The sequence below is a fragment of the Sodalis sp. RH15 genome (assembly GCF_047324255.1).
In the GTDB taxonomy this organism is placed as follows: Bacteria; Pseudomonadota; Gammaproteobacteria; order Enterobacterales; family Enterobacteriaceae; genus Acerihabitans; species Acerihabitans ligni.
This window is the reverse complement of the sequence record NZ_CP178738.1, coordinates 5164500-5184803: the sequence shown is the minus strand read 5'-3', so window position 1 is coordinate 5184803 and position 20304 is coordinate 5164500. Positions and strand designations below refer to the sequence as shown.

General features: G+C 49.2%; 19 protein-coding genes and 1 tRNA gene. 13 read left to right on the top strand and 7 right to left on the bottom strand.

Annotated features, from left to right (window positions below; all coding sequences use genetic code 11):
* Window positions 1–63: 63 nt before the first annotated feature.
* Genes ACL2XO_RS23525 through ACL2XO_RS23510 form a run of 4 tightly spaced genes read left to right on the top strand, consistent with a single transcriptional unit; the run spans window position 64 to window position 4400 of the window.
* A complete protein-coding gene (locus ACL2XO_RS23525; RefSeq protein ID WP_413741618.1) occupies window positions 64–1056 on the top strand; it encodes a hypothetical protein in 993 nt (330 codons plus the stop codon).
* Between the two features lie 29 nt (window positions 1057–1085).
* On the top strand, window positions 1086–1895 hold the full coding sequence (locus ACL2XO_RS23520; RefSeq protein WP_413741617.1) for a nicotianamine synthase family protein: 810 nt from the start codon (window positions 1086–1088) through the stop codon (window positions 1893–1895).
* Between the two features lie 16 nt (window positions 1896–1911).
* Window positions 1912–3174, top strand: coding sequence for an ATP-grasp domain-containing protein (locus ACL2XO_RS23515; RefSeq protein WP_413741616.1), 1263 nt, complete (start codon window positions 1912–1914; stop codon window positions 3172–3174).
* A 32-nt stretch (window positions 3175–3206) separates the two neighbouring features.
* Complete coding sequence (locus ACL2XO_RS23510; protein ID WP_413741615.1) at window positions 3207–4400, top strand: MFS transporter; 1194 nt, start codon at window positions 3207–3209, stop codon at window positions 4398–4400.
* Window positions 4401–5495: 1095 nt separating this feature from the next.
* On the opposite strand, the gene ACL2XO_RS23505 is transcribed toward ACL2XO_RS23510, so the two are convergent.
* The 6 genes from ACL2XO_RS23505 to aspA form a co-directional block, all read right to left on the bottom strand.
* A complete protein-coding gene (locus ACL2XO_RS23505) occupies window positions 5496–6764 on the bottom strand; it encodes a tyrosine-type recombinase/integrase (protein ID WP_413741614.1) in 1269 nt (422 codons plus the stop codon).
* Between the two features lie 161 nt (window positions 6765–6925).
* Window positions 6926–7001 (bottom strand) — tRNA-Phe (locus ACL2XO_RS23500).
* A gap of 108 nt (window positions 7002–7109) precedes the next feature.
* Window positions 7110–7685: a division control transcriptional repressor DicD gene (gene dicD / locus ACL2XO_RS23495; protein WP_203524008.1), complete on the bottom strand. Its 576-nt coding sequence runs from the start codon at window positions 7683–7685 to the stop codon at window positions 7110–7112.
* A 57-nt stretch (window positions 7686–7742) separates the two neighbouring features.
* A complete protein-coding gene (locus ACL2XO_RS23490) occupies window positions 7743–9467 on the bottom strand; it encodes a protein-disulfide reductase DsbD (protein ID WP_413741613.1) in 1725 nt (574 codons plus the stop codon).
* Window positions 9443–9832, bottom strand: a complete 390-nt coding sequence (cutA, locus tag ACL2XO_RS23485; protein ID WP_413741612.1) for a divalent cation tolerance protein CutA — start codon at window positions 9830–9832, stop codon at window positions 9443–9445. Before cutA ends, ACL2XO_RS23490 begins: the two co-directional genes overlap by 25 nt.
* A gap of 62 nt (window positions 9833–9894) precedes the next feature.
* A complete protein-coding gene (aspA, locus tag ACL2XO_RS23480) occupies window positions 9895–11331 on the bottom strand; it encodes an aspartate ammonia-lyase (protein ID WP_132925598.1) in 1437 nt (478 codons plus the stop codon).
* A gap of 293 nt (window positions 11332–11624) precedes the next feature.
* On the opposite strand from aspA, the gene ACL2XO_RS23475 reads away from it, so the two are divergent.
* The 4 genes from ACL2XO_RS23475 to ACL2XO_RS23460 all read left to right on the top strand — a co-directional run bounded on the left by ACL2XO_RS23475 (window position 11625) and on the right by ACL2XO_RS23460 (window position 14862).
* Window positions 11625–12095, top strand: coding sequence for an FxsA family protein (locus ACL2XO_RS23475; protein WP_413741611.1), 471 nt, complete (start codon window positions 11625–11627; stop codon window positions 12093–12095).
* Window positions 12096–12309: 214 nt separating this feature from the next.
* On the top strand, window positions 12310–12603 hold the full coding sequence (locus ACL2XO_RS23470) for a co-chaperone GroES (RefSeq protein ID WP_132925602.1): 294 nt from the start codon (window positions 12310–12312) through the stop codon (window positions 12601–12603).
* Between the two features lie 45 nt (window positions 12604–12648).
* Complete coding sequence (gene groL, locus ACL2XO_RS23465) at window positions 12649–14298, top strand: chaperonin GroEL (RefSeq protein WP_413725582.1); 1650 nt, start codon at window positions 12649–12651, stop codon at window positions 14296–14298.
* Window positions 14299–14505: 207 nt separating this feature from the next.
* Window positions 14506–14862 carry a DUF4156 domain-containing protein gene (locus ACL2XO_RS23460; RefSeq protein ID WP_132925606.1) on the top strand — a complete coding sequence of 119 codons (357 nt, stop codon included), beginning with the start codon at window positions 14506–14508 and terminating at the stop codon, window positions 14860–14862.
* A gap of 56 nt (window positions 14863–14918) precedes the next feature.
* Here the strand turns inward: ACL2XO_RS23460 and epmB are convergent, their stop codons facing one another.
* Window positions 14919–15947, bottom strand: coding sequence for an EF-P beta-lysylation protein EpmB (gene epmB / locus ACL2XO_RS23455; RefSeq protein ID WP_413725581.1), 1029 nt, complete (start codon window positions 15945–15947; stop codon window positions 14919–14921).
* Between the two features lie 41 nt (window positions 15948–15988).
* Here epmB and efp point away from each other — a divergent pair, with 41 nt between their 5' ends.
* The 5 genes from efp to ACL2XO_RS23430 all read left to right on the top strand — a co-directional run bounded on the left by efp (window position 15989) and on the right by ACL2XO_RS23430 (window position 20303).
* Window positions 15989–16555, top strand: a complete 567-nt coding sequence (efp, locus tag ACL2XO_RS23450) for an elongation factor P (RefSeq protein ID WP_413725580.1) — start codon at window positions 15989–15991, stop codon at window positions 16553–16555.
* Window positions 16556–16638: 83 nt separating this feature from the next.
* A complete protein-coding gene (locus ACL2XO_RS23445; RefSeq protein WP_413726842.1) occupies window positions 16639–16764 on the top strand; it encodes an entericidin A/B family lipoprotein in 126 nt (41 codons plus the stop codon).
* 111 nt (window positions 16765–16875) lie between these two features.
* Window positions 16876–17007 (top strand): entericidin A/B family lipoprotein, encoded by a 132-nt coding sequence (locus tag ACL2XO_RS23440; protein WP_132925614.1) that lies wholly within the window; start codon window positions 16876–16878, stop codon window positions 17005–17007.
* A gap of 540 nt (window positions 17008–17547) precedes the next feature.
* Window positions 17548–18321, top strand: a complete 774-nt coding sequence (locus ACL2XO_RS23435) for a fumarate reductase cytochrome b subunit (protein WP_132925616.1) — start codon at window positions 17548–17550, stop codon at window positions 18319–18321.
* Window positions 18318–20303 (top strand): fumarate reductase flavoprotein subunit, encoded by a 1986-nt coding sequence (locus ACL2XO_RS23430; RefSeq protein WP_203524000.1) that lies wholly within the window; start codon window positions 18318–18320, stop codon window positions 20301–20303. Before ACL2XO_RS23435 ends, ACL2XO_RS23430 begins: the two co-directional genes overlap by 4 nt.
* The last annotated feature ends 1 nt before the right edge of the window (window position 20304 follow it).

The following is a 20304-nucleotide window of genomic DNA, read 5'->3' as shown; positions in this document are numbered from 1 at the left end:
TGATTTGAAAATAACATTATTTAAACATAAATGGTATACCAATAAACCGTGAGGTAAAAATTCATGATTGAACTATTGCAAGAAAAAAATAATTTAGATTCCTCTAGCATATGTTTTGACATAGGGAGATTCCTGGATTTATCTTTTCCCCAAAAAATAAAACATATGGTAAACATTGAATTAAAGGAACATTCATACATGCCTAAAACGGATGATCCATTAAGTGACTGGGTAGCAAGTGTGGCAACTCCAGCATTCAAAGCTTTGGCCAAGGTAAATGGAGAAAAGAAAATTTTTTGTACAGTTGGAACTGGTGCAGGATTGGATGCATTAGCTGCAATTGAAATTTTCAATCTGGATAAAGTAATTATCACGGACCTGCATGAGGATGTTGTAGAAAATGCAAGACTTAATATAGTTAAGAATATTGCAAAAAAAAATACCGTAGAGGTTATTGCATTAGCGGGTGATTTGCTTACACCAGTTTTAGATATTAATGAGAAAATAGACCTTATATACGAGAATCTCCCCAATATACCTACATTCGATAATATTGACGTTGAGCAGGGACAAAACAGTTCTACATATATAGAAAAACGCAACGAATTCGTTCCTTCGTTTATTTCAAAATATCTTATTACATTGCACTATCTTGCTTTGATTGAGGCGAAAAATTTGATTTCTTCCTCAGGCGATATTCTTTCCGTGATCGGAGGACGAATTCCAATTAAAGTTATACTTGACACTTCCGAATTGGCAGGATATACGGGCGCTATTCATCTAATAACTTGGAAAAAGCAGTCAGAACCTGAAGACGTTATAAATGGTTATTTAGAATGGGAAAATGAGGGGTTTGGACCATTCCATTTCTATCCAATCGAAAAATTGGAGGAAGTTTTTCATGAAAACCGATATTACACTGGCAATAAATATGCGTTGCAGATAGAGGAGAAACTGAGTCCATTCATCCTATCACCCCAAGAGGCTCTATCATACATAAAGCATGGTAAAGAAGTGGGTCATACGGTTGTTGTTCTAAGGTCTACTTTAAAATAAAAAGATTGTTTAACGACAGGATTACTATAATGAAGCGTTTAGATGAAATAGATGGGTATTCTAGTTTTATTGCCAATACAGTAACCAACTTTAAGGATGATGATACAGATGAGATACAATATGAACATATTCTTATGCTTGATCATCTATTGTTGAATGATCTAAAGTCAGAACTTGAGCAGGAGGCTATAGTGAGCCGATTACCCTGCGATGTTCTTAGGAAGATACAATCATTGTATGTGTCTTTTGAAACAAAAATAGAAATGAATATTGATAGTATCATTAGTGAAAATCCTAAAATAACAAATTTCATTTTCAATGGGAACAAAAATATTTTGATGCCATATTTCAAAAGATATAGGGATCTAGTAAACAGAGAAATTTTACATTTAAAATTAAAAAAGAATGATAAAATATTATGGATAGGTGGTGGTCCATTCCCAGTATCGCCCATAATGATATCAAAAGCTATTGGATGTCAATTTGATTGCATAGATGTTTCAAAATCAGCTGTTTATAAATCTCAAGATATACTAAAAAAATTAGGTTCTTGCAATGTTCTGGTTGAACATCATGACGGGAAAAATATTAATGTAAGTTCTTATGATGTAATTATGATCGCCGTACTAGCATCTCCTATACAGGAAATAATAGACAACATTCAATTAAATGCAAAGGAAAGCGCAAAAGTTTTAAAGAGAGTAACCTATGGTTTTAGAAAATTAATTTATCCAACCGAAGTTTTTAAAAATTCTGACAATAAAATTAAATGGGACTCAACTGATCGCGCTCGCAGAGATCAGGTAATCTCTCATATAATTGGAACAATTAACAATTGATATCAAGGTATATAAAATGTCAAAAAGCATACTTTTTATTGAGTTGAATCCGGGTATGGAAAGTACAGGTGCGAAGGCATTGAGGATATGCAGGAATATGGGTATCCTTACTTATGTTGTCACAAGCGATAAAAGTTTTTATGATTCATCCTTAGGTAATCCCCTCAATGATGCTGAGAAAGTCTATGAACATAAAACGGATTTGTATCATATCATTGACCTGGTTGAATACATAAAAAAATTAAATACTGCACATCAATTTAGCGCTGTTACTAGTCTCAGCGAACTTTATGTTGAACAAGCAGCCTACATTTCTAAGGCATTAGGTATAAAAAATCATAATTATGAAGCTATTAAGTTAGCGAGAAGCAAATATGCATGGCGTGATTTTTTAAGAAAAAATGGATACGTTATGCCAAAATTTATTTCTATTAAGGATATTAACAGCCTCGCTTATGTCCCGGATGAAATTGGCTTCCCTTGTGTTATCAAACCTGTTGACGGTGCTGCAAGTGTCGCGGTTTCAGTTTGTAAAAATTTAATTGAGCTCAATATTGCGTATGAAGAGTTAATTAACTACCCTGGTTTCGGTCGTGGCATCACCTTGAATAAATTGGCCATTGCAGAGGAGTATTTGGAAGGGGATGTATATAGTGCGGAATATGTAGTATATAAGCATGAAAGTTACTGTTTAGGATTTACGGACAGAATTATAAGCGGTTATCCATATTTTGCTGAAACCGGTGCAGGATTTCCCGCAAAGCTGGTAAATGAAAAGAAATCAAAATTTTATATTGAAAGTATTATCAATATAATGAATTTTGATAATTGCATTTTACATATAGAATTTATAGAAGAAAAGAATGGAGATATTCAGATAATTGATTTAAACCCTAGACTTTGTGGCGCACTTATTGCACCTATGATATATGAAGCAACGGGTATTGATCCTATAAAAACGCTTATAGAAATCCTGATAGGAGATGAACCAAATCTTAAAAGGACAAAAAATAGATATTGCGAATCACGGTATGTTGGCGCACAATGTTGTGGAAAACTTATAGAAGTAAAAGGATTTCAGCAGGAAAAATTCGTAAATCGGATAAAGTCTTTGAATTTGCTAAAAAAAATAGGAGCTCAGATCACAGATATAAAATCCAATAAAGATCTTATATTTGAATTTTATACTGTCGCAGATAGCTTGAAAGCCGCCAAAGAAGATGCAGATGAATTTATAAAAAATATATCATATATAGTAGAGGTAAAAACCATTWATTAGTAATACGATATAACTGCTTGGAGCGCAACGTAATGAATGAAGTAATCAAAAATTTAAAAACTTTGGGTATTAATAGGATTTTCACGGGAATGGGCTACTATGTTACCATTCCATTGTTTTCAATTATCTTAATGAACACTAAAAACCTTGACACCATATCTGTTGGTTATATTATGGCAATTTTTGCGTTTGCTGTTAAGGGAGGAAGTTTACCACTATTCATCTTTCCTTCTCTTTCTCATAATATAAAAAAAATTATTATGTTTGGTACATTGAGTGCGTCTTTAGGTCTTGTTTTAGTTTTTATCTCTAATAATTTCTATATTATTATAGGTAGCGTTATTATTAGTGGGGTTGGAATATCGATAAACATCCTTGGGATACAAACCTATATAAGTGGAAATATTGTCGAAAAAAAATCAAAATTGAAAAATTTTACTCTGCAAATTTGGATAGCGAACTTAACAGCGGTAGTTGGTCCTCTTATTACTGGTTTTTTTTCTCATTTTAATATCGGGCTTTCGCTCTTATTATCTTCATTTTTTTATTTAGGTGCCTTTTTAAACTCATTATTTTATTTTAAAGCGCCTAAAGTTGTTTATGCCGATGTATTTGGTAGGTTTAAATTAAAGCATCTGATTTTTATCAAGAATTTAGGGTTAGACGTTCTTTTCCTTTTGGCCTTCTCAATGTGGTTTGTTTATTCGCAAATATATTTTTTGCTGCCGTTCTATATATCTAAGACATTGAATTATGGTGGTCTTATAAACTATTTACTTTCATTTAATGCTATTACACTTATTGCTCTTCAGGGGGTGGTCACATTTTTTATAACAAAATATTTTATGCATTCTCACATGCTTGCTATAGCATTAGGGTTTGCCTTTATTTGTGGTGGATATATTATGTTTTACCTACAAAATAGTGTTGTTTGGCTATGGGTCGGTTTCTTTCTTCTGTCATTGGGCGAACTTATAATACTTCCTGAATTAGATTTCTTAGTTTCTGAACTTGTCGGAAAATTTTCAACAACATACGTATTTTCAGTTTATACTATATTTTGTGGAATAGGGTATGGGTTATCTAATCTTATCTTTGGTAAATTAATTGAACACAATATTTATATCGCATTAGAATCATTGGCATATATTTCCATTGTGTTATCCTTTTTTAGTGTTCTACTTTTTGTAAAAACAAAATATTTTTCTAAATTTATCAAATTATAATGTTTTATATTATTTTTGACCCATGTTCATTACAATTTCCGTGTTAATATTTTTTGTATATTCAGCATTAAGTACGTGGTGGCTTTGTTTATCATAAACACTTTTTTTCTTTGATGGGTTATTGAAAAAATTGTTTAACAATATTAAGACTGTCAAAGTAGTGTAAGAAAGGTGATTATATGATCGTGAATTTTATATTTAATCATTTGTCGAGAATATATCATATGATGTTTGAGTTGTAATGGAGGTGCTTGTTTGCAGGAGATCAACAGCGATAGATTCGCGTGTTCACAAATTTATTAAACTTAGTATGTTGACACATAATTCTTACATCAGCATTACGATAAAACCTGTCGCCTCCTCTCTAAATGTTACAGTCCTACTTGTTCCATTCAACCATCACATTCATCCGGACACGGTCACATTTTCACTTTTTAAGGAATCACACTCATAATCTTTGCATAGACATCGGGAAAGTGGGGTAAGGTATTGAGCGTTATCTTGTTGGATATATTGGTTATGTGGCACGTTATTAAAAATCATAAAGTGCTAGTCGCGTATGCCGGTTTAAATGTATGCTCCAGGAAACTGGCATATCTAAGTTTAAAACAATATTGTCAAAAAAAGGGATGTTGGGTTTTGAGAAAAAGCACTTTATGCGCCAGCCTTAATTGCTACGACGTTTTACCTAATCGTTGCATCACTTTGCAATGGGCTGAAGAACAAAAATAAATCTGTAAAATCGATAAATTGAGCCACCATAAAAAAGCTTCTTCAACTTGCCTTTGGAGTCATAAAATCGGGTAAACCATTCGAATCAAAAATGACAGTCGTTCACTAGGCGCTAGGAAAGTATCTGAGATTTAGACACTCCTAGCATATAGTATCAAAAACGGTGTGTGACGGTTTAAGTCGATAGTATGTCTAAAAGGTTCTCTCTTTAGTAACTGCAATATTGTTAGTCACTGCCTTAAAATATTCACTTGTGAATAATTCCGAATTTTTCCTGATTGAATGCGGAAAAAATTACGGTAAATTATCTTAGAGCATAACGAACAGTTCCTGATGGAAGAGATCTTGTTTTATGCTAGTTGACTAGTATTCGGACGATTTATACTGCCGCGCATAAATATACGGCGCGACATAACCTTCGAGGTTGACGTCTAGATAATCCGACCACCACTGCATCATCTCGATTCGGGCTTCCAGATGTTCCGCTTTGTGCACATAGGCCGCCCGCACGCCGTTGCGTTCCTTATGACTCATCTGCCGCTCGATGACATCTCTTGACCACAGCCCGGACTCGTTCAGAGCGCTGCAAGCCATCGTCCTGAAGCCGTGGCCGCATATTTCAGTTTTAGTGTCATAGCCAATCACACGTAGCGCTTTATTAATGGTGTTTTCGCTCATCGGTTTGTCCAGACCACGCGCACCCGGAAAAACGAAGACCGACTCGCCGGTAAACGCCTGGATCTGTTTTAGCAGAGTAACTGCCTGATTTGATAGTGGCACCAGATACTCGTCCTTCATCTTTGCGCCCCGCTCTGAAAATCTCACGCCCTTTACGGCTTCGCGCTGCGCGGGCACCGTCCAGATATGTGCTTTCAGGTCAAACTCTTCCCAGCGGGCGAAGCGCAACTCGCTGGAGCGCAGAAAGACGTGCAGATTCAGTTCCAGCGCCAGGCGGGTCAGTATCCGACCTTTGTAGTTATCTATGTTCTGCAAAAGTTCTGGCAGGCGTCGCAATGGCAGGGCAGGAAGATGTTGGGCCACAATCGGCGTCACAACGCCACCCAGATCGAACGCGGGGTTGTATTTGATGATGCCCTGTTGCACGGCGTGACGCATGATTTTGGTCAGGTACTGGCGCATTCTTCCGGCGACGTCATGGACGCCCTTGTCATCAATGGCTTTGATTAACTGCGCCAGATGCCGGGTTTCAATCTCTGCGATATCCATTTCGCCAATCATAGGGAAGGTATAGCGTTTCAGGCAGGTAAGGATTTTATCGGCGTGGCTTTGCGACCAGAGTCTGAGGCTGCTGGTGTGCCACGAGGTTGCGATGTGTTTAAAGGTGCGGGTTTCGTCTACAGCGGTTTTTTCGGATTCACGGGGCAGGGAAGGGCAGATGCCGGATGCCAGCAGCTTGCGGGCAGCGTCGCGCTTTTCACGGGCCTCCGCCAGCGTGACCTGCGGATAGGCGCCTAAGGCCAGGCGGGATTCTTTGCCGCCGAAGCTGTAGCGGAAATACCACAGACGCGAGCCGCTGGTGGATACCAGTAGATACAGACCCTGGGCATCGGTGATTTTGTAGGATTTTGCGAAGGTTTTTGCAGCGCGAATTTTACTGTCAGTTAGAGCCATGTGAGGGTCACTCCATTCATCGAACTGAATGACCCGCAATTTGACCCCACATTTTCCGGATACCTAGGGATAAATCAAAACGTATCGGAAAGGGTTTTTACGCTAACCTATTGAATTTAAGATATATAGGGATTCATAAGAAAGCATAAAAAAAGAAGAAGTGGTGCCCGGACTCGGAATCGAACCAAGGACACGGGGATTTTCAATCCCCTGCTCTACCGACTGAGCTATCCGGGCAACGGGCCGCATTAAACCGTATTGACCGCATTTCGTCAATGTGTTTATGGCGGTTTCACCTTAAATCCCGCTTAATTGCTCTCTTTTCAGGCAAATTTGCGTGCTGCTTCATGCCAGCGCGCCGTTTTTACGGCATAGCGCCAGCCGTAGAATATCCTCCGCCAGGCGTCTTGCGATGGCCACATCCTGCAACTGGTGTTTAACCAGTAATTTGCTCAGGCAACCTTCTAGAATCAGCTCCATTTGATGGGCGACCATGGTGGCGTCGTCGGCTTCCAGCTGGGTCAGCAGCGCATGGGTGTAAGTAAAGGATGCCTGTTTTTGCTGCTCGGCCAGTTGGTGAATCGGGTGGTCGGCGGCGGGGTAAAACGTGCAGGCGGCCACAAACAGGCAGCCGGGATAACGCTGCTGGCGTACCTGCTCGTCCAGTATCCGGTAACGCGCCAGCAGCTTCTGCTGCGGGTCTAAGGTATTGTCCAGCAGGACTTTACTGCGCCAGCTGTCGATCTGATCGGCGTGATAACGCAGGCAGTCATAGTGTAAAGCCTCGCGTTCGGGCCAGAACTGCTGGAGCTGCGCAACCGGGATGGAAAGCTCATCCGCCAGCATCTCAAGCGTTACACGGGTAAACCCTTTTTGCTCCAGCAGGTTTAACGCGCGATTCAGGACGTGTTCACGTTGCATAGATGCCTCCATATAAAAGCCTCCGGAAAGCTGGCTGGTCCCGTTGAAACAGGTAGTCTACGGGATAATTTTCTGTAAGTGCCGCTGAAACTCCGCCGCGTCCATAAAGCCCGTCACCCGGGAATCGGGGATTTCCCGTCCCTGGGCGTCAAAAAACATAATGGTCGGTAAACCCAGGACCCGCAGCTGCTTCAACAGTGCGGCATGTTCCTGGGTATTGGCCGTGACGTCCGCCTGGAGCAGCGTCATCCTGTCCATGGCCTGCCGTACCCCGGCGGCGTTAAAGGTGTATTTCTCAAACTCTTTGCAGGCCACGCACCAGTCGGCATAAAAATCCAGCATAACCGGTTTGCCGGCGGGGTTATTGACCTCGCGGGTCAATTCATCCAGCGTTCCGATCCGGTTAAATCCCGGCGCAGGGGCAAGATTTGCCTCGGCGCCGGCGCCCCGTTCGGCGGGAAATGCCCAGTCCTGCAAGGGCCGCACCGCTACCAGCATAACGGCCAGCAGGGCGATTTGCACGATGCGGCTGCCGCGATAGGCGCCTTTGAGGCTCAGTAAAAACCCCCAGCCGAAAAACGCCACCGCCAGCAGGCTCCATAGCCGGTCGCCCCACCGGTCCCCCAGCATACGCTCCAGCAGAAAGATAGGCAGGGCCAGGATAACAAAACCAAGCCCTTCTTTAACCTGTTTCATCCAGGCGCCGCCGCGGGGCAGCAGTCTGTGGCCGAACAACGCCGCCAGGATAAGCGGAATGCCCATGCCCAGGGCATAAAGATACAGCGTGGCGCCGCCCATCAGGAGATTGCCGCTCTGGGCAATATACAGCAATATCGCGCTGAGGGGAGCGGTGGTGCAGGGGGAGCAAAACAGCGCCGCCAGCGCGCCCATGACAAATACCCCCCAGGGCGAGCCGGACCGTTGCCGGTTGCTCCAAAGGGTCAGGCGCGTTTGCACCGAGGAGGGCAGTTGCAACGTGAACAGACCGAACATGGAGAGCGCCAGGGCGATAAACAGCGCCGAGAGGACAATCAGCACCGCCGGCTGCTGCAGTGCCGCCTGTAGCGGCAATCCCGCCGCCGCCACGGCGATGCCCAGCAGGGTATAGGTAATGGCCATGCCCTGGACATAGACCAGGGACAATAGCAGCACCCGGCCGGTGCTGAGGGACGCCCGGTCGCCGCCGAGGATAATACCGGAAATCAGCGGGTACATGGGCAGCACGCAGGGGGTAAAGGCAATTCCGATACCTATCAGCAGCGCCCACCATAGGGAAAAGGGCGAGGCGGCGGTGGCCGGCGCTGGTGAAACGGTCCCGGCGGGGGCGAGTGAAGCGAACATGTCCCCCGAGGCGATGGGCAGGGGAACGGTGCGGGTTTCGGGAGGGTAGCAGAACCCGGCATCGGCGCAGCCCTGATAGGTGACCCGCAGCGTGGCGCCTTCGGCCGCGTGCTGCAAAGGGATGCCAATCTGCAATGTGTTCCGGTAGATCTCCGTATCGCCGAAGAACTCATCGTGGTGATTGCCGCCGGCGGGCATGACCACCTTGCCCAGCACCGCATCCACCGGTTCGAGCTTGATCTGCTGGCGATAGAGATAATAACCCGGACGAATCCGCCAATTCAGGCGGATATCGGTGCCGTGCCGCTGGAAATCAAAAGCGAACGCCTCATCGGCCTTGACGAAAGCCGGGGCGGCGTTGCCGCCGAACAGGGCGGCCGACGCCGGCGGGAAGCCGAGCAGCAGCGCCAGGACAATCAGCGTAAAGAGGCGTTGAGCCATGACAAATAATCCGCATCCCCGCCCAGTACGGGCAGCACCAGCAGTTCAGGGGTTTCATAGGGGTGGTGGGTTTTTATCAACGTAATCAGCTCCTGTTGATGCCGGGTATGGCTTTTGATCAGCATCTGTACTTCCTGCTGCTGCTCCAGTTCGCCTTCCCAACGATACAGGGAGAGGGCGCCGGGCAGCATCGTAACACAGGCCGCCAGCTTGTTATCCAGGAGTTTGGCCGCCAAATCGCGGGCCGCGGCTTCATCGGGCGCGGTGCAAAGCACCACCACGTTTCCCGGTGCGGCGCTGCCGGGATGGCCGGGGGATATAGGCTGGACGGCGGGATGTGTGCGGTCCGGGGAATGCGCTGCCATGATGGCCTCCTGTGATGATGACCACCGCAGTATAACCGGTTATCCCGCCGCGGGCCGTACGGTTATAACTGTTTTTCGTCGTCGTAGCGCCGGGCTTTGTATGTCGGATGCATCAGGTTATCCAGCGAGAAAATATCATCCAGCTGCGCGGGGGTGAGCAGACCGCGCTCCAGCACCACCTCGCGGACGCTTTTACCGGTTTCGGCGCAGATCTTACCGACGATATCCCCGTTATGATGGCCGATAAACGGGTTCAGGAAGGTGACGATACCGATGGAGTTAAAGACATAGGATTCGCAGACCTCCCGGTTGGCGGTGATGCCGCCGATGCATTTTTCCAGCAGGTTGTCGCAGGCGTGGGTCAGGATATGGATGGATTCAAACATGGCCTGCCCGATAACCGGTTCCATGACGTTAAGCTGCAGTTGGCCCGCTTCCGCCGCCATGGTGATGCAGGTGTCGTTGCCGATGACTTTAAAGCAAACCTGGTTCACCACCTCGGGAATGACCGGGTTGACCTTGGCGGGCATGATGGAGGAGCCGGCCTGGAGCTGGGGCAGGTTGATCTCATTGAGGCCGGCGCGGGGGCCGGAAGAGAGCAGGCGCAGGTCGTTGCAGATTTTTGAGAGTTTTACCGCCAGGCGCTTTAATGCGCTGTGCACCATGACATAAGCGCCGCAGTCCGAGGTGGCTTCTATCAGATCTTCCGCCGGGATGCAGGGGAGGCCGCTGACCTCGGCCAGCTTTTGCACCGCCAGGACCTGATAGCCTTCCGGGGTATTGAGTCGGGTGCCGATGGCGGTGGCCCCGAGATTCACCTCCAGCAGCAGTTCGGCGGTGCGCAGCAGGTTTTTGTTTTCTTCTTTCAGGAGAACGGCGAAGGCGTGGAATTCCTGGCCCAGCGTCATGGGCACCGCATCCTGCAGCTGGGTGCGGCCCATTTTGAGGATAGTGGAAAACTCCCGCGCCTTGCGTTCAAACCCCTCTCCCAGGCGATCGATGGCGTCTATCAAGGTGAGAATGGAGCTGTAGACCGCGATGCGAAAGCCGGTGGGATAAACGTCGTTGGTGGACTGGCATTTATTGAGATGATCGTTGGGGTTGAGGAACGGATAGTCCCCTTTATGATGCCCCATCAGCTCCAAGCCGATATTGGCCAGCACTTCGTTGGTGTTCATGTTCACCGAGGTGCCGGCGCCCCCCTGGAAGACGTCAATGGGAAATTGATCCAGGCAGCGGCCCTTATTCAGGACTTCATCGCAGGCGGCGACGATGACATCGGCGATGGCAGGGGGCAGGGTATTAAGCTCTTTATTGGCCAATGCCGCGGCTTTTTTTACCAGCACCATGCCGCGCACGAATTCCGGTATATCGCCGATTTTAGTCTTGCTGATACGAAAATTTTCGATGGCGCGCAGGGTGTGGATGCCATAATAGGCGTCGGAGGGAACTTCACGGGTGCCTAGCAGGTCTTCTTCTATACGGATGTTATTCGCCATGGCGTACTTCCTTAAAAAGCGATGATGTGGACTGGTGTTAAGGGATAATAGCGCAATCATTTTAATATCCAGCGCGTTACACTGGCAATGCGCATTGTGTGCGTCATTATATGCTGAAAAGCTTTATCGGCTATTAACTTGATCACGAATGTTTAACTTTTTTATTACAGAAGCGCACTAGGTGTAAAGTGTGGTAAAGAAGCCCGGTCCACGGGTTGAATAACGCCTGCGCTGATGCCATTACAATTAAAGGCGTTATATTAAGCGGTTGAATTTACTCTGAGGAGAGTCTGGTGCGTTGGTTACCCTTGCTGGTTATTTTTCTGGTGGTTTATATCGAAATCACCCTGTTTATCCAGGTGGCGCAGGCCATCGGCGTGCTGCTTACCCTGCTGCTGGTGATCCTGACCTCGTTTATCGGCGTATCGCTGGTTCGGGCGCAGGGCATCATCATCCTGACCCAAATGCAGGTCAAGATAGCCAATGGCGAAAGCCCGGCGGCGGAAATGATCAAAAGCGTGTCTGTCCTGCTGGCGGGATTTTTACTGTTATTGCCGGGCTTTTTTACCGATTTCCTCGGCCTGCTGCTGCTGCTGCCCCCCGTGCAGACTTCCCTGACCCTGCGGTTGCTGCCCTATTTGCATTTTCAGCGCGGCGGCGGCTTCGGTTCCCAGGGCGGCGGCGAGACGTTCGAAGGAGAGTTCAAGCGTAAAGACGTTTCCCGCGACCGCATCGAGCATCACCCGGACGATGAAAATAGATAAAATCGCACATGAAGAAACATGTTATTTAACTGATTGATTTAGAATGTGTTTCATTCGCAGTGTGTAAAATATGGCCATTCGGGCAAAAAAAATCTTCATTTCCCCCTTGAAGCGTAACTGAACGCCCCCATCTTAAACACCACGAGGCCGGGCATGAGGGCATGCCTGGCATTCATCCCGAAACAGATACGGACTTTCTTAAGGAGAGCTTTCAATGAAAATTCGTCCATTACATGATCGCGTTATCGTCAAGCGCAAAGAAGTTGAATCCAAATCGGCCGGCGGTATCGTCCTGACCGGTTCCGCGGCGGGCAAATCCACCCGTGGCGAAGTCCTGGCGATTGGCCATGGCCGCATCCTTGAAAACGGCGAAATCAAAGCGCTGGATGTGAAAGTAGGCGACATCGTGATTTTCAACGACGGTTATGGCGTGAAAGTAGAAAAGATCGATAACGAAGAAGTCTTGATCATGTCCGAAAGCGACATTCTGGCAATTGTTGAGGCGTAATTCGCGCGTAATCATCTGAACTGAACGAATTTAAGGGAAATTCAAATGGCAGCTAAAGACGTAAAATTCGGTAACGACGCTCGCATCAAAATGCTTCGCGGCGTTAATGTCCTGGCAGACGCGGTAAAAGTGACCCTGGGTCCCAAAGGCCGTAACGTTGTGCTGGATAAATCCTTCGGTGCGCCCGTTATCACCAAAGACGGTGTCTCCGTAGCGCGTGAAATCGAATTGGAAGACAAATTCGAAAACATGGGCGCCCAGATGTTGAAAGAAGTCGCCTCCAAAGCGAATGACGCTGCGGGCGACGGCACCACCACCGCCACCGTTCTGGCTCAATCCATCGTCAATGAAGGCCTGAAGGCCGTTGCCGCCGGCATGAACCCGATGGATCTGAAACGCGGTATCGACAAAGCGGTTATCGCCGCGGTTGAAGAACTGAAAAAACTGTCCGTGCCCTGTTCCGATTTCAAAGCCATCGCCCAGGTGGGCACCATCTCCGCCAATTCCGATGAAACCGTGGGCCAGCTTATTGCTCAAGCCATGGAAAAAGTGACCAAGGAAGGCGTGATTACCGTTGAAGAAGGTTCAGGTCTGCAAGACGAACTGGACGTGGTGGAAGGTATGCAGTTCGACCGCGGCTACCTCTCTCCTTATTTCATCAACAAACCGGAAACCGGCACCATTGAACTGGAAAGCCCGTTCATCCTGTTGGCTGATAAAAAAATCTCCAATATCCGCGAAATGCTGCCGGTGCTGGAAGCCGTTGCCAAAGCAGGCAAACCGCTGCTGATCATCGCTGAAGACGTTGAGGGCGAAGCCCTGGCCACCCTGGTGGTGAACACCATGCGCGGCATCGTTAAAGTCGCCGCGGTGAAAGCCCCTGGTTTTGGCGATCGTCGCAAAGCCATGCTGCAGGATATCGCCATCCTCACCGGCGGTACCGTGATTTCCGAAGAAATCGCCATGGAACTGGAAAAAGCCACTCTGGAAGACATGGGCCAGGCTAAACGTGTGGTTATCACCAAAGACACCACCACCATCATCGACGGTATCGGTGATAAAGCCGATATCGACAGCCGTATCGCCACCATCAAGCAGCAAAGCGAAGACGCCACTTCCGATTACGATCGTGAAAAACTGCAGGAACGTATCGCCAAGCTGAGCGGCGGTGTAGCCGTCATCAAAGTCGGCGCCGCTACCGAAGTGGAAATGAAAGAGAAAAAAGCCCGCGTGGAAGACGCCCTGCATGCTACCCGTGCCGCGGTTGAAGAAGGCGTGGTCGCCGGCGGCGGCGTTGCGCTGATTCGCGTTGCCAACAGCATCACCGAACTGCGTGGCGATAACGAAGATCAAAACGTCGGCATCAAGATTGCCCGTCGCGCCATGGAAGCGCCGCTGCGTCAGATCGTGGCCAATGCCGGCGAAGAACCTTCCGTCATCGCCAACAACGTTAAAGCCAGCAACGGCAACATGGGCTATAACGCGGCATCGGAAGAGTACGGCGACATGATCTCCATGGGTATCCTGGATCCGACCAAGGTCACCCGTTCTGCACTGCAATATGCAGCATCCATTGCCAGTCTGATGATCACCACTGAAGCGATGATCACCGAACTGCCCCGTGACGACAAACCTGATTTAGGTGGTGCCGGCGGCGGTATGGGCGGAATGGGCGGCATGGGCGGCATGATGTAATGCCCCTGCTTCACCAGTAGTTTTCTCAACCCCCGGTCTCCGGGGGTTTTGTTTTTTTGGCAAAAAATTATCAACCGGCACGTTTTTAAGGTATAAACAGTGGGCAGTATGGGCAAGGTTAACAGTGGTTTTTCGCTGTCGGTTGCCCAAGGGAAGCATGGCGCACAGTAAAACTTTTGCCGGACAAATTAAAATTCGAGGAAAACGATGCGAATCAAATTTCTACTCTGTCTTTGCGCAGGCTCTTTGTTATTAGCGGGATGCAGTACCGGTAACCAATTGTCCGCGGCCGGCCAGTCGGTTAAATTCACCGAGGATCAGCCGGCGGCCAACTGCCGTCTGCTGGGTACGGTGGTCGGTACGCAAAGTAACTGGTTGTCGGGGCAAGGCGGCGAAGACAGCTCAATGCGCGGCGCGGCCAATGACCTGCGCAATAAAGCCGCGGCGATGGGCGGTAACGTTATTTACAAGGCCGCAAGCCCGGTAAGTAAGACGGAAACCTACCTGTCCAGCTTTGTGCCGCTGGACAGCAAGCTTCAGGGCGAAGTGTATAATTGCCCTTAGTCTTTCACGCACCCGCACGCCAGCCATCGTCCCGATAACCGGGACGGTGACATCGATTACCGCTGTCGCAGTCCTATGTCAATCAGCGTTTTGCTGCGCTCGCCGCCGATTTCCCGCGCCAGCTTCGGCACCAGATAACCCGAGACCCTGGTCATCAGCTGCTGCATGATTATCCGGGCTTCGTCATCGGGCACCATAAAATGCGCCGCGCCCCGCACCCGGTCCAGGACATGCAGATAATAGGGCAGTATCCCGGCGGCAAAGAGCGCTTCGCTCAGCGCCGCCAGGGTATCGGCGCTGTCATTGACGCCCCGCAGCAGCACGCTTTGATTGAGCAGAACCACCTGCGCCCGGCGCAGTTGTGCCATACTTTCTGTGAACGGCCGGTCTATTTCGTTGGCGTGGTTGATATGGGTTATCAGCACCGTTTTCAGACGGCTGTCCGCCAGGCGTTGGCACAGCGCCGGCGTAATGCGGGCGGGTATCACTACCGGCAGGCGGGTGTGAATGCGCAGGGTTTTAAGATGATCAATGGTTTCGAGGCCGCTTATCAGCTCCGCCAGTTCGCGATCTTTTGCCATCAGCGGGTCGCCGCCGGAAAAAATGATTTCGTTCAGTTCCGGATGACGGCGGATATACTCAAGGGCGGCAGCCCAGTTGCCCTTGCTGCCCTGATTATCCTGATAGGGGAAATGGCGTCTGAAGCAGTAGCGGCAATTCACCGCGCAGCCGCCTTTGACCAGCAGCAACGCGCGGTTATGGTATTTGTGCAGCAGGCCCGGCACCACGCTTTGGTGTTCTTCCAGCGGATCGGCGCTAAAACCCGGTACATCCAGGAATTCCTCCCTGGATGTCAAAATTTGCCGTAACAAGGGGTCGTGGGGGTTGCCCGGTTCCATGCGCTTGACAAAGGCTCTTGGCACTCGAAAAGGGAACAGTCGCCGCGCGGCGGCCCCTTCACGTAATTCCTTGTGGTTGTCGAGATGGAGTTGTTGCAGCAGTTCAATGGGATCGGTGACGACATCAGCAAGTTGCAGCAACCAATCTTCTCTAGTTGGGGTATTTCGGGTTACAATGTCTGCCATTTTTTTGGCTTAATTACCAAGTTTATATTAAGAGGACCACCATGGCGTCTTATAGTACCAACGAATTCCGTTCCGGTCTCAAAATCATGCAAGACGATGAGCCCTGTGCGATCGTTGATAATGAGTTTGTAAAACCAGGCAAAGGCCAGGCGTTCAACCGCGTAAGGATTCGCAAGCTGCTCTCCGGAAGGGAGTATGAAAAAACGTTTAAATCCGGCGACTCCGTTGAAGCGGCGGATGTGATGGATGTGAACCTGACTTACCTTTATAACGACGGTGAATTCTGGCATTTCATGAATAATGAAACCTTCGACCAGCTTGCCGCCGATGTCAAAGCCGTGGGCGATAGCGCCAAGTGGCTGGTAGAGCAGGCCGAGTGTATCCTAACGCTGTGGAACGGCCAGCCCATCGCCGTGACGCCGCCCAATTTTGTCGAGCTGGAAATCACCGATACCGATCCGGGCCTGAAGGGCGACACCGCCGGCACCGGCGGCAAACCCGCCACGCTGAGCACCGGCGCGGTGGTGAAAGTGCCGCTGTTCGTGCAGATTGGCGAAGTGATCAAGGTAGATACCCGCTCCGGCGCTTATGTCTCCCGCGTGAAATAAAGGCAGGCCGGGAATGCTGTCAATAGACGGTTTTTCCGGTGTTTTCCAAGCAAGCAAGGAATACGGCGATTATGTTATCCAGAATGACAAAACTGATCGTTATTACTTTTTTGACGTTGGCGACGCTGAGCGGCTGTAACACCACCCGCGGTTTTGGCGAGGATGTGCAGCATCTGGGCGGGAAAATCTCCCACGCCGCCTCCAAATAGGCCGGCTGGCGGCACTATTACAGAATATTTCAGCGAAAGGCGAGCGCTATACACTTTTTTTACTAAGCTTAAAGAGACGTACTTCTAAAGCTCACTAAAAAGGAAATTGTTATGCTGAAAAAAAGTGTTTTGGCCGTCGCTGCCCTGCTGATCCTTTCCTCACTCGCAGCGTGCAATACCACGCGCGGGGTAGGGGAAGATGTCTCTGCCGGTGGCCAGGCTATTCAGCGCACTGCGCAATAAATAGTTGATGTGCCGCGGCTGCGTATCTTTGCCGGTCTTGATTCTGGCATGGGCACTTTGCCTCTTAGCGCGATTGCGCCGGATTTATCCCGATGATGCCGGCTCTTTGGCGCGTTGAACAGCGTCAATGGCTCCCTGGTTTTTGTGGAGCCTTATTTTATGTATGCTGTGAAGAAGCGTGATAGGGAAAAGAGTTGTATCCCTTTATCGTCCCCCCGAGTGGAACCGTCGTACCCTCCGTAGCGACGGCAAGCTGAATCGATCAATAACACAAGCCGGCTATAACGAATTTTCATAAACCCGCCGTTTAACGATATTTGATACCTGTGTCAAAAGTTACTTCAATATACTCCGCTATACTCTGAGGTTTGGGCAAATTAAATATTGGGAAATATAATTAATTTACTAAAAAAAAATAATACTTTTCTTATGCTTCTTCTATGAATTGACAGAAATCAAGACCACGCTATTCCAACCCTTATAATCTGCAGTTCAACAAAAAGCCTTTTAGCTTTTTCTTGTTTCCAATGGAGGGACTCCATGTCAAACGAAGAAGATGTACTGATAGACCGAGCAGGTTTAGCCGATAAGGCTAAGAAGTCGCGTCTGCCCGCCCGGCTGGATTTGCTGCAAAGCTTATCCGGCCTGTTATTATTTCTGTTCATGTGCGGGCATATGTTTTTTGTCGCATCCATTCTGCTGGGCCGCGATGCGATGTGGACCATCACCAAGTTTTTTGAAGGCTATTTCTTTTTCGGCGGAAAAAGCTATCCCTGGATCGTGTCCATCGTCGTAGGCTGCGTGGCCTTTCTTTTTGTGTTCCATGCCCTGCTGGCAGTGCGTAAATTTCCCGGCAGCTATAAGCAATATCGCGCCTATCGCGTTCATATGAAAGGCATGCATCACGAAGACACCACGCTGTGGATATGGCAGGTGTATACCGGCTTCGCCCTCTTCTTCCTGGCGTCTGCCCATCTGTACCAGATGTTTTTCTGGCCTCAGCTCATCGGTCCTTACGGATCCGGCGCGCGCATGTGGAGCGATATGCTATGGCCCTTTTACCTGATTATGCTGATTGCCATTGAATTACACGGCGGTATCGGTATTTATCGCCTGGCGATCAAATGGTGTATTCCCAATGCTCCGCGCAAGACTCTGAAAAAAATAAAATGGGGTTTGACCGCATTTTTCATGATTATCGGCTTACTCACGCTGGTCGCTTATATGAAAATCGGCTATGAACACAGGCATAATCCTAATGAAACCTACACCCCAACCTGGGCTGTTCAATCAGTAAATGAGGGTGGTAAATGAAAACTATCGTAACGGATGTACTGGTTATCGGCGGCGGTTTGGCGGGCTTGCGTTTAGGCGTTGGCGCGAAACGCCGCGGACATGATGTCACCCTTCTTTCACTGGTTCCACCCAAGCGCTCCCACTCCGCCGCGGCACAGGGCGGTATGCAGGCGTCGCTGGCTAACGTCATCAAGGGGCAGGGAGATACCGAAGACATTCATTTTGAAGACACGGTGCGCGGCAGCGACTGGGGCGCGGACCAGGATGTGGTGCGCATGTTTGTGAATACTTCCCCCAAGGCCGTGCGTGAGCTGGCCGCCTGGGGCTGTCCTTGGAGCCGGATTACCAAGGGCGATCGCGAAGTTATCATCAACAGCCAAAAGGTCACCATTACCGAACGTGACGAGGCGCAGGGTCTGATTGCCCAGCGCGACTTCGGCGGTACGAAAAAATGGCGCACCTGCTACGTTTCCGACGGTACCGGCCATGCCATGCTCTTTACCGCCAGCGATCGCGCCATTGCGGAAAAAATCGATATCCACGAGCGTAAGGAAGCCCTGGCGCTGATCCACGACGGTTCCCGCTGCTATGGGGCCATTGTGCGGGATCTCATCACCGGTGAACTGGTTGCCTATGTGGCCAAGGCCACCGCCATCGCCACCGGCGGGGCCGGCAGGTTGTACCGGGTGTCCACCAACGCCGTGATTTGCGAAGGCATGGGACATGCGCTGGCGCTGGAAACCGGCGTTGCGCCGCTGGGCAATATGGAGGCCGTGCAGTTCCATCCTACCGCCATCGTACCGGCGGGCATCTTGGTGACGGAAGGCTGCCGCGGCGACGGCGGGCTGTTGCGGGATGTGGACGGCCACCGTTTTATGCCGGACTATGAACCGGAGAAAAAGGAGCTGGCTTCCCGGGATGTGGTATCGCGTCGTATGGAGGAGCATATCCTCAAGGGCAAGGGGGCCAAATCCCGCTTCGGCGATCACCTGTGGCTGGATATCACCTTGCTGGGGCGCCATCACATCGAGCACAACCTGCGTGAAGTCAAAGAAATCTGCGAAAGCTTTCTTGGCATCGACCCGGCGGAAAAATGGATCCCGGTCCGCCCGGCGCAGCACTACACCATGGGCGGGGTGCGTACCAATCCCACCGGCGAGTCCCGTAAATTAAAGGGCCTGTTTGCCGCCGGGGAAGCCGCCTGCTGGGATATGCACGGCTTTAACCGCCTGGGGGGCAACTCGGTGGCGGAAACCGTGGTGGCCGGTATGATCGTCGGCGAATTCATCGCTGATTTTTGCGATAACATCGGCAGCAATTTTGATATTCCCATGGGGCTGGTGAATGAGTTCGGCCGGCGGGAAGAGGCGAAGCTTAAGGTCTTGCTGAACGGCGGCGGTACTGAAAACGCCTTTAAGCTCAATATGGAAATGCAGGACACCATGACCCGCTGCGTGGGGATTTTCCGCAGCGGCGAGGCCTTGCAGGAAGGGGTGGCGAAGCTGCAGGAGCTGTTGGTGCGCAGCCGCAATATCGGCGTGAGCAATCGGGTTCCCGGCGTGAACCCCGAGCTGGTGATGGCGTATCGGGTGCAGAAAATGATCAAGCTGGCGCTCACCGTTTCCTATGGCGCCCTGCAGCGTACCGAGAGTCGCGGCGCCCATTTCCGCAGGGACTTCCCGCACCGTAATGACCAGCAGTGGCTCAAGCGTACCCTCTCTTTCTGGCGGGATGACAACGCCACGCTGCCGGAGCTGGAATACGAAGACCTGGACGTGATGAAAATGGAGCTCCCGCCGGGATGGCGTGGTTATGGCGCCAAAGACTATATCGATCATCCCGATACTCCCAAGCGCGCCGCCGAAGTGGAAGAAATCAAGCAGCGCATGGCCGGTCAGGATCGATATGCCGTTCAGGACGCGATCATGTCTTACACCGATAAGCTGCCAGCCAAACTGCGCGGGCTTAATGAACGCATTGATGAGCCACTGGATAGATGAG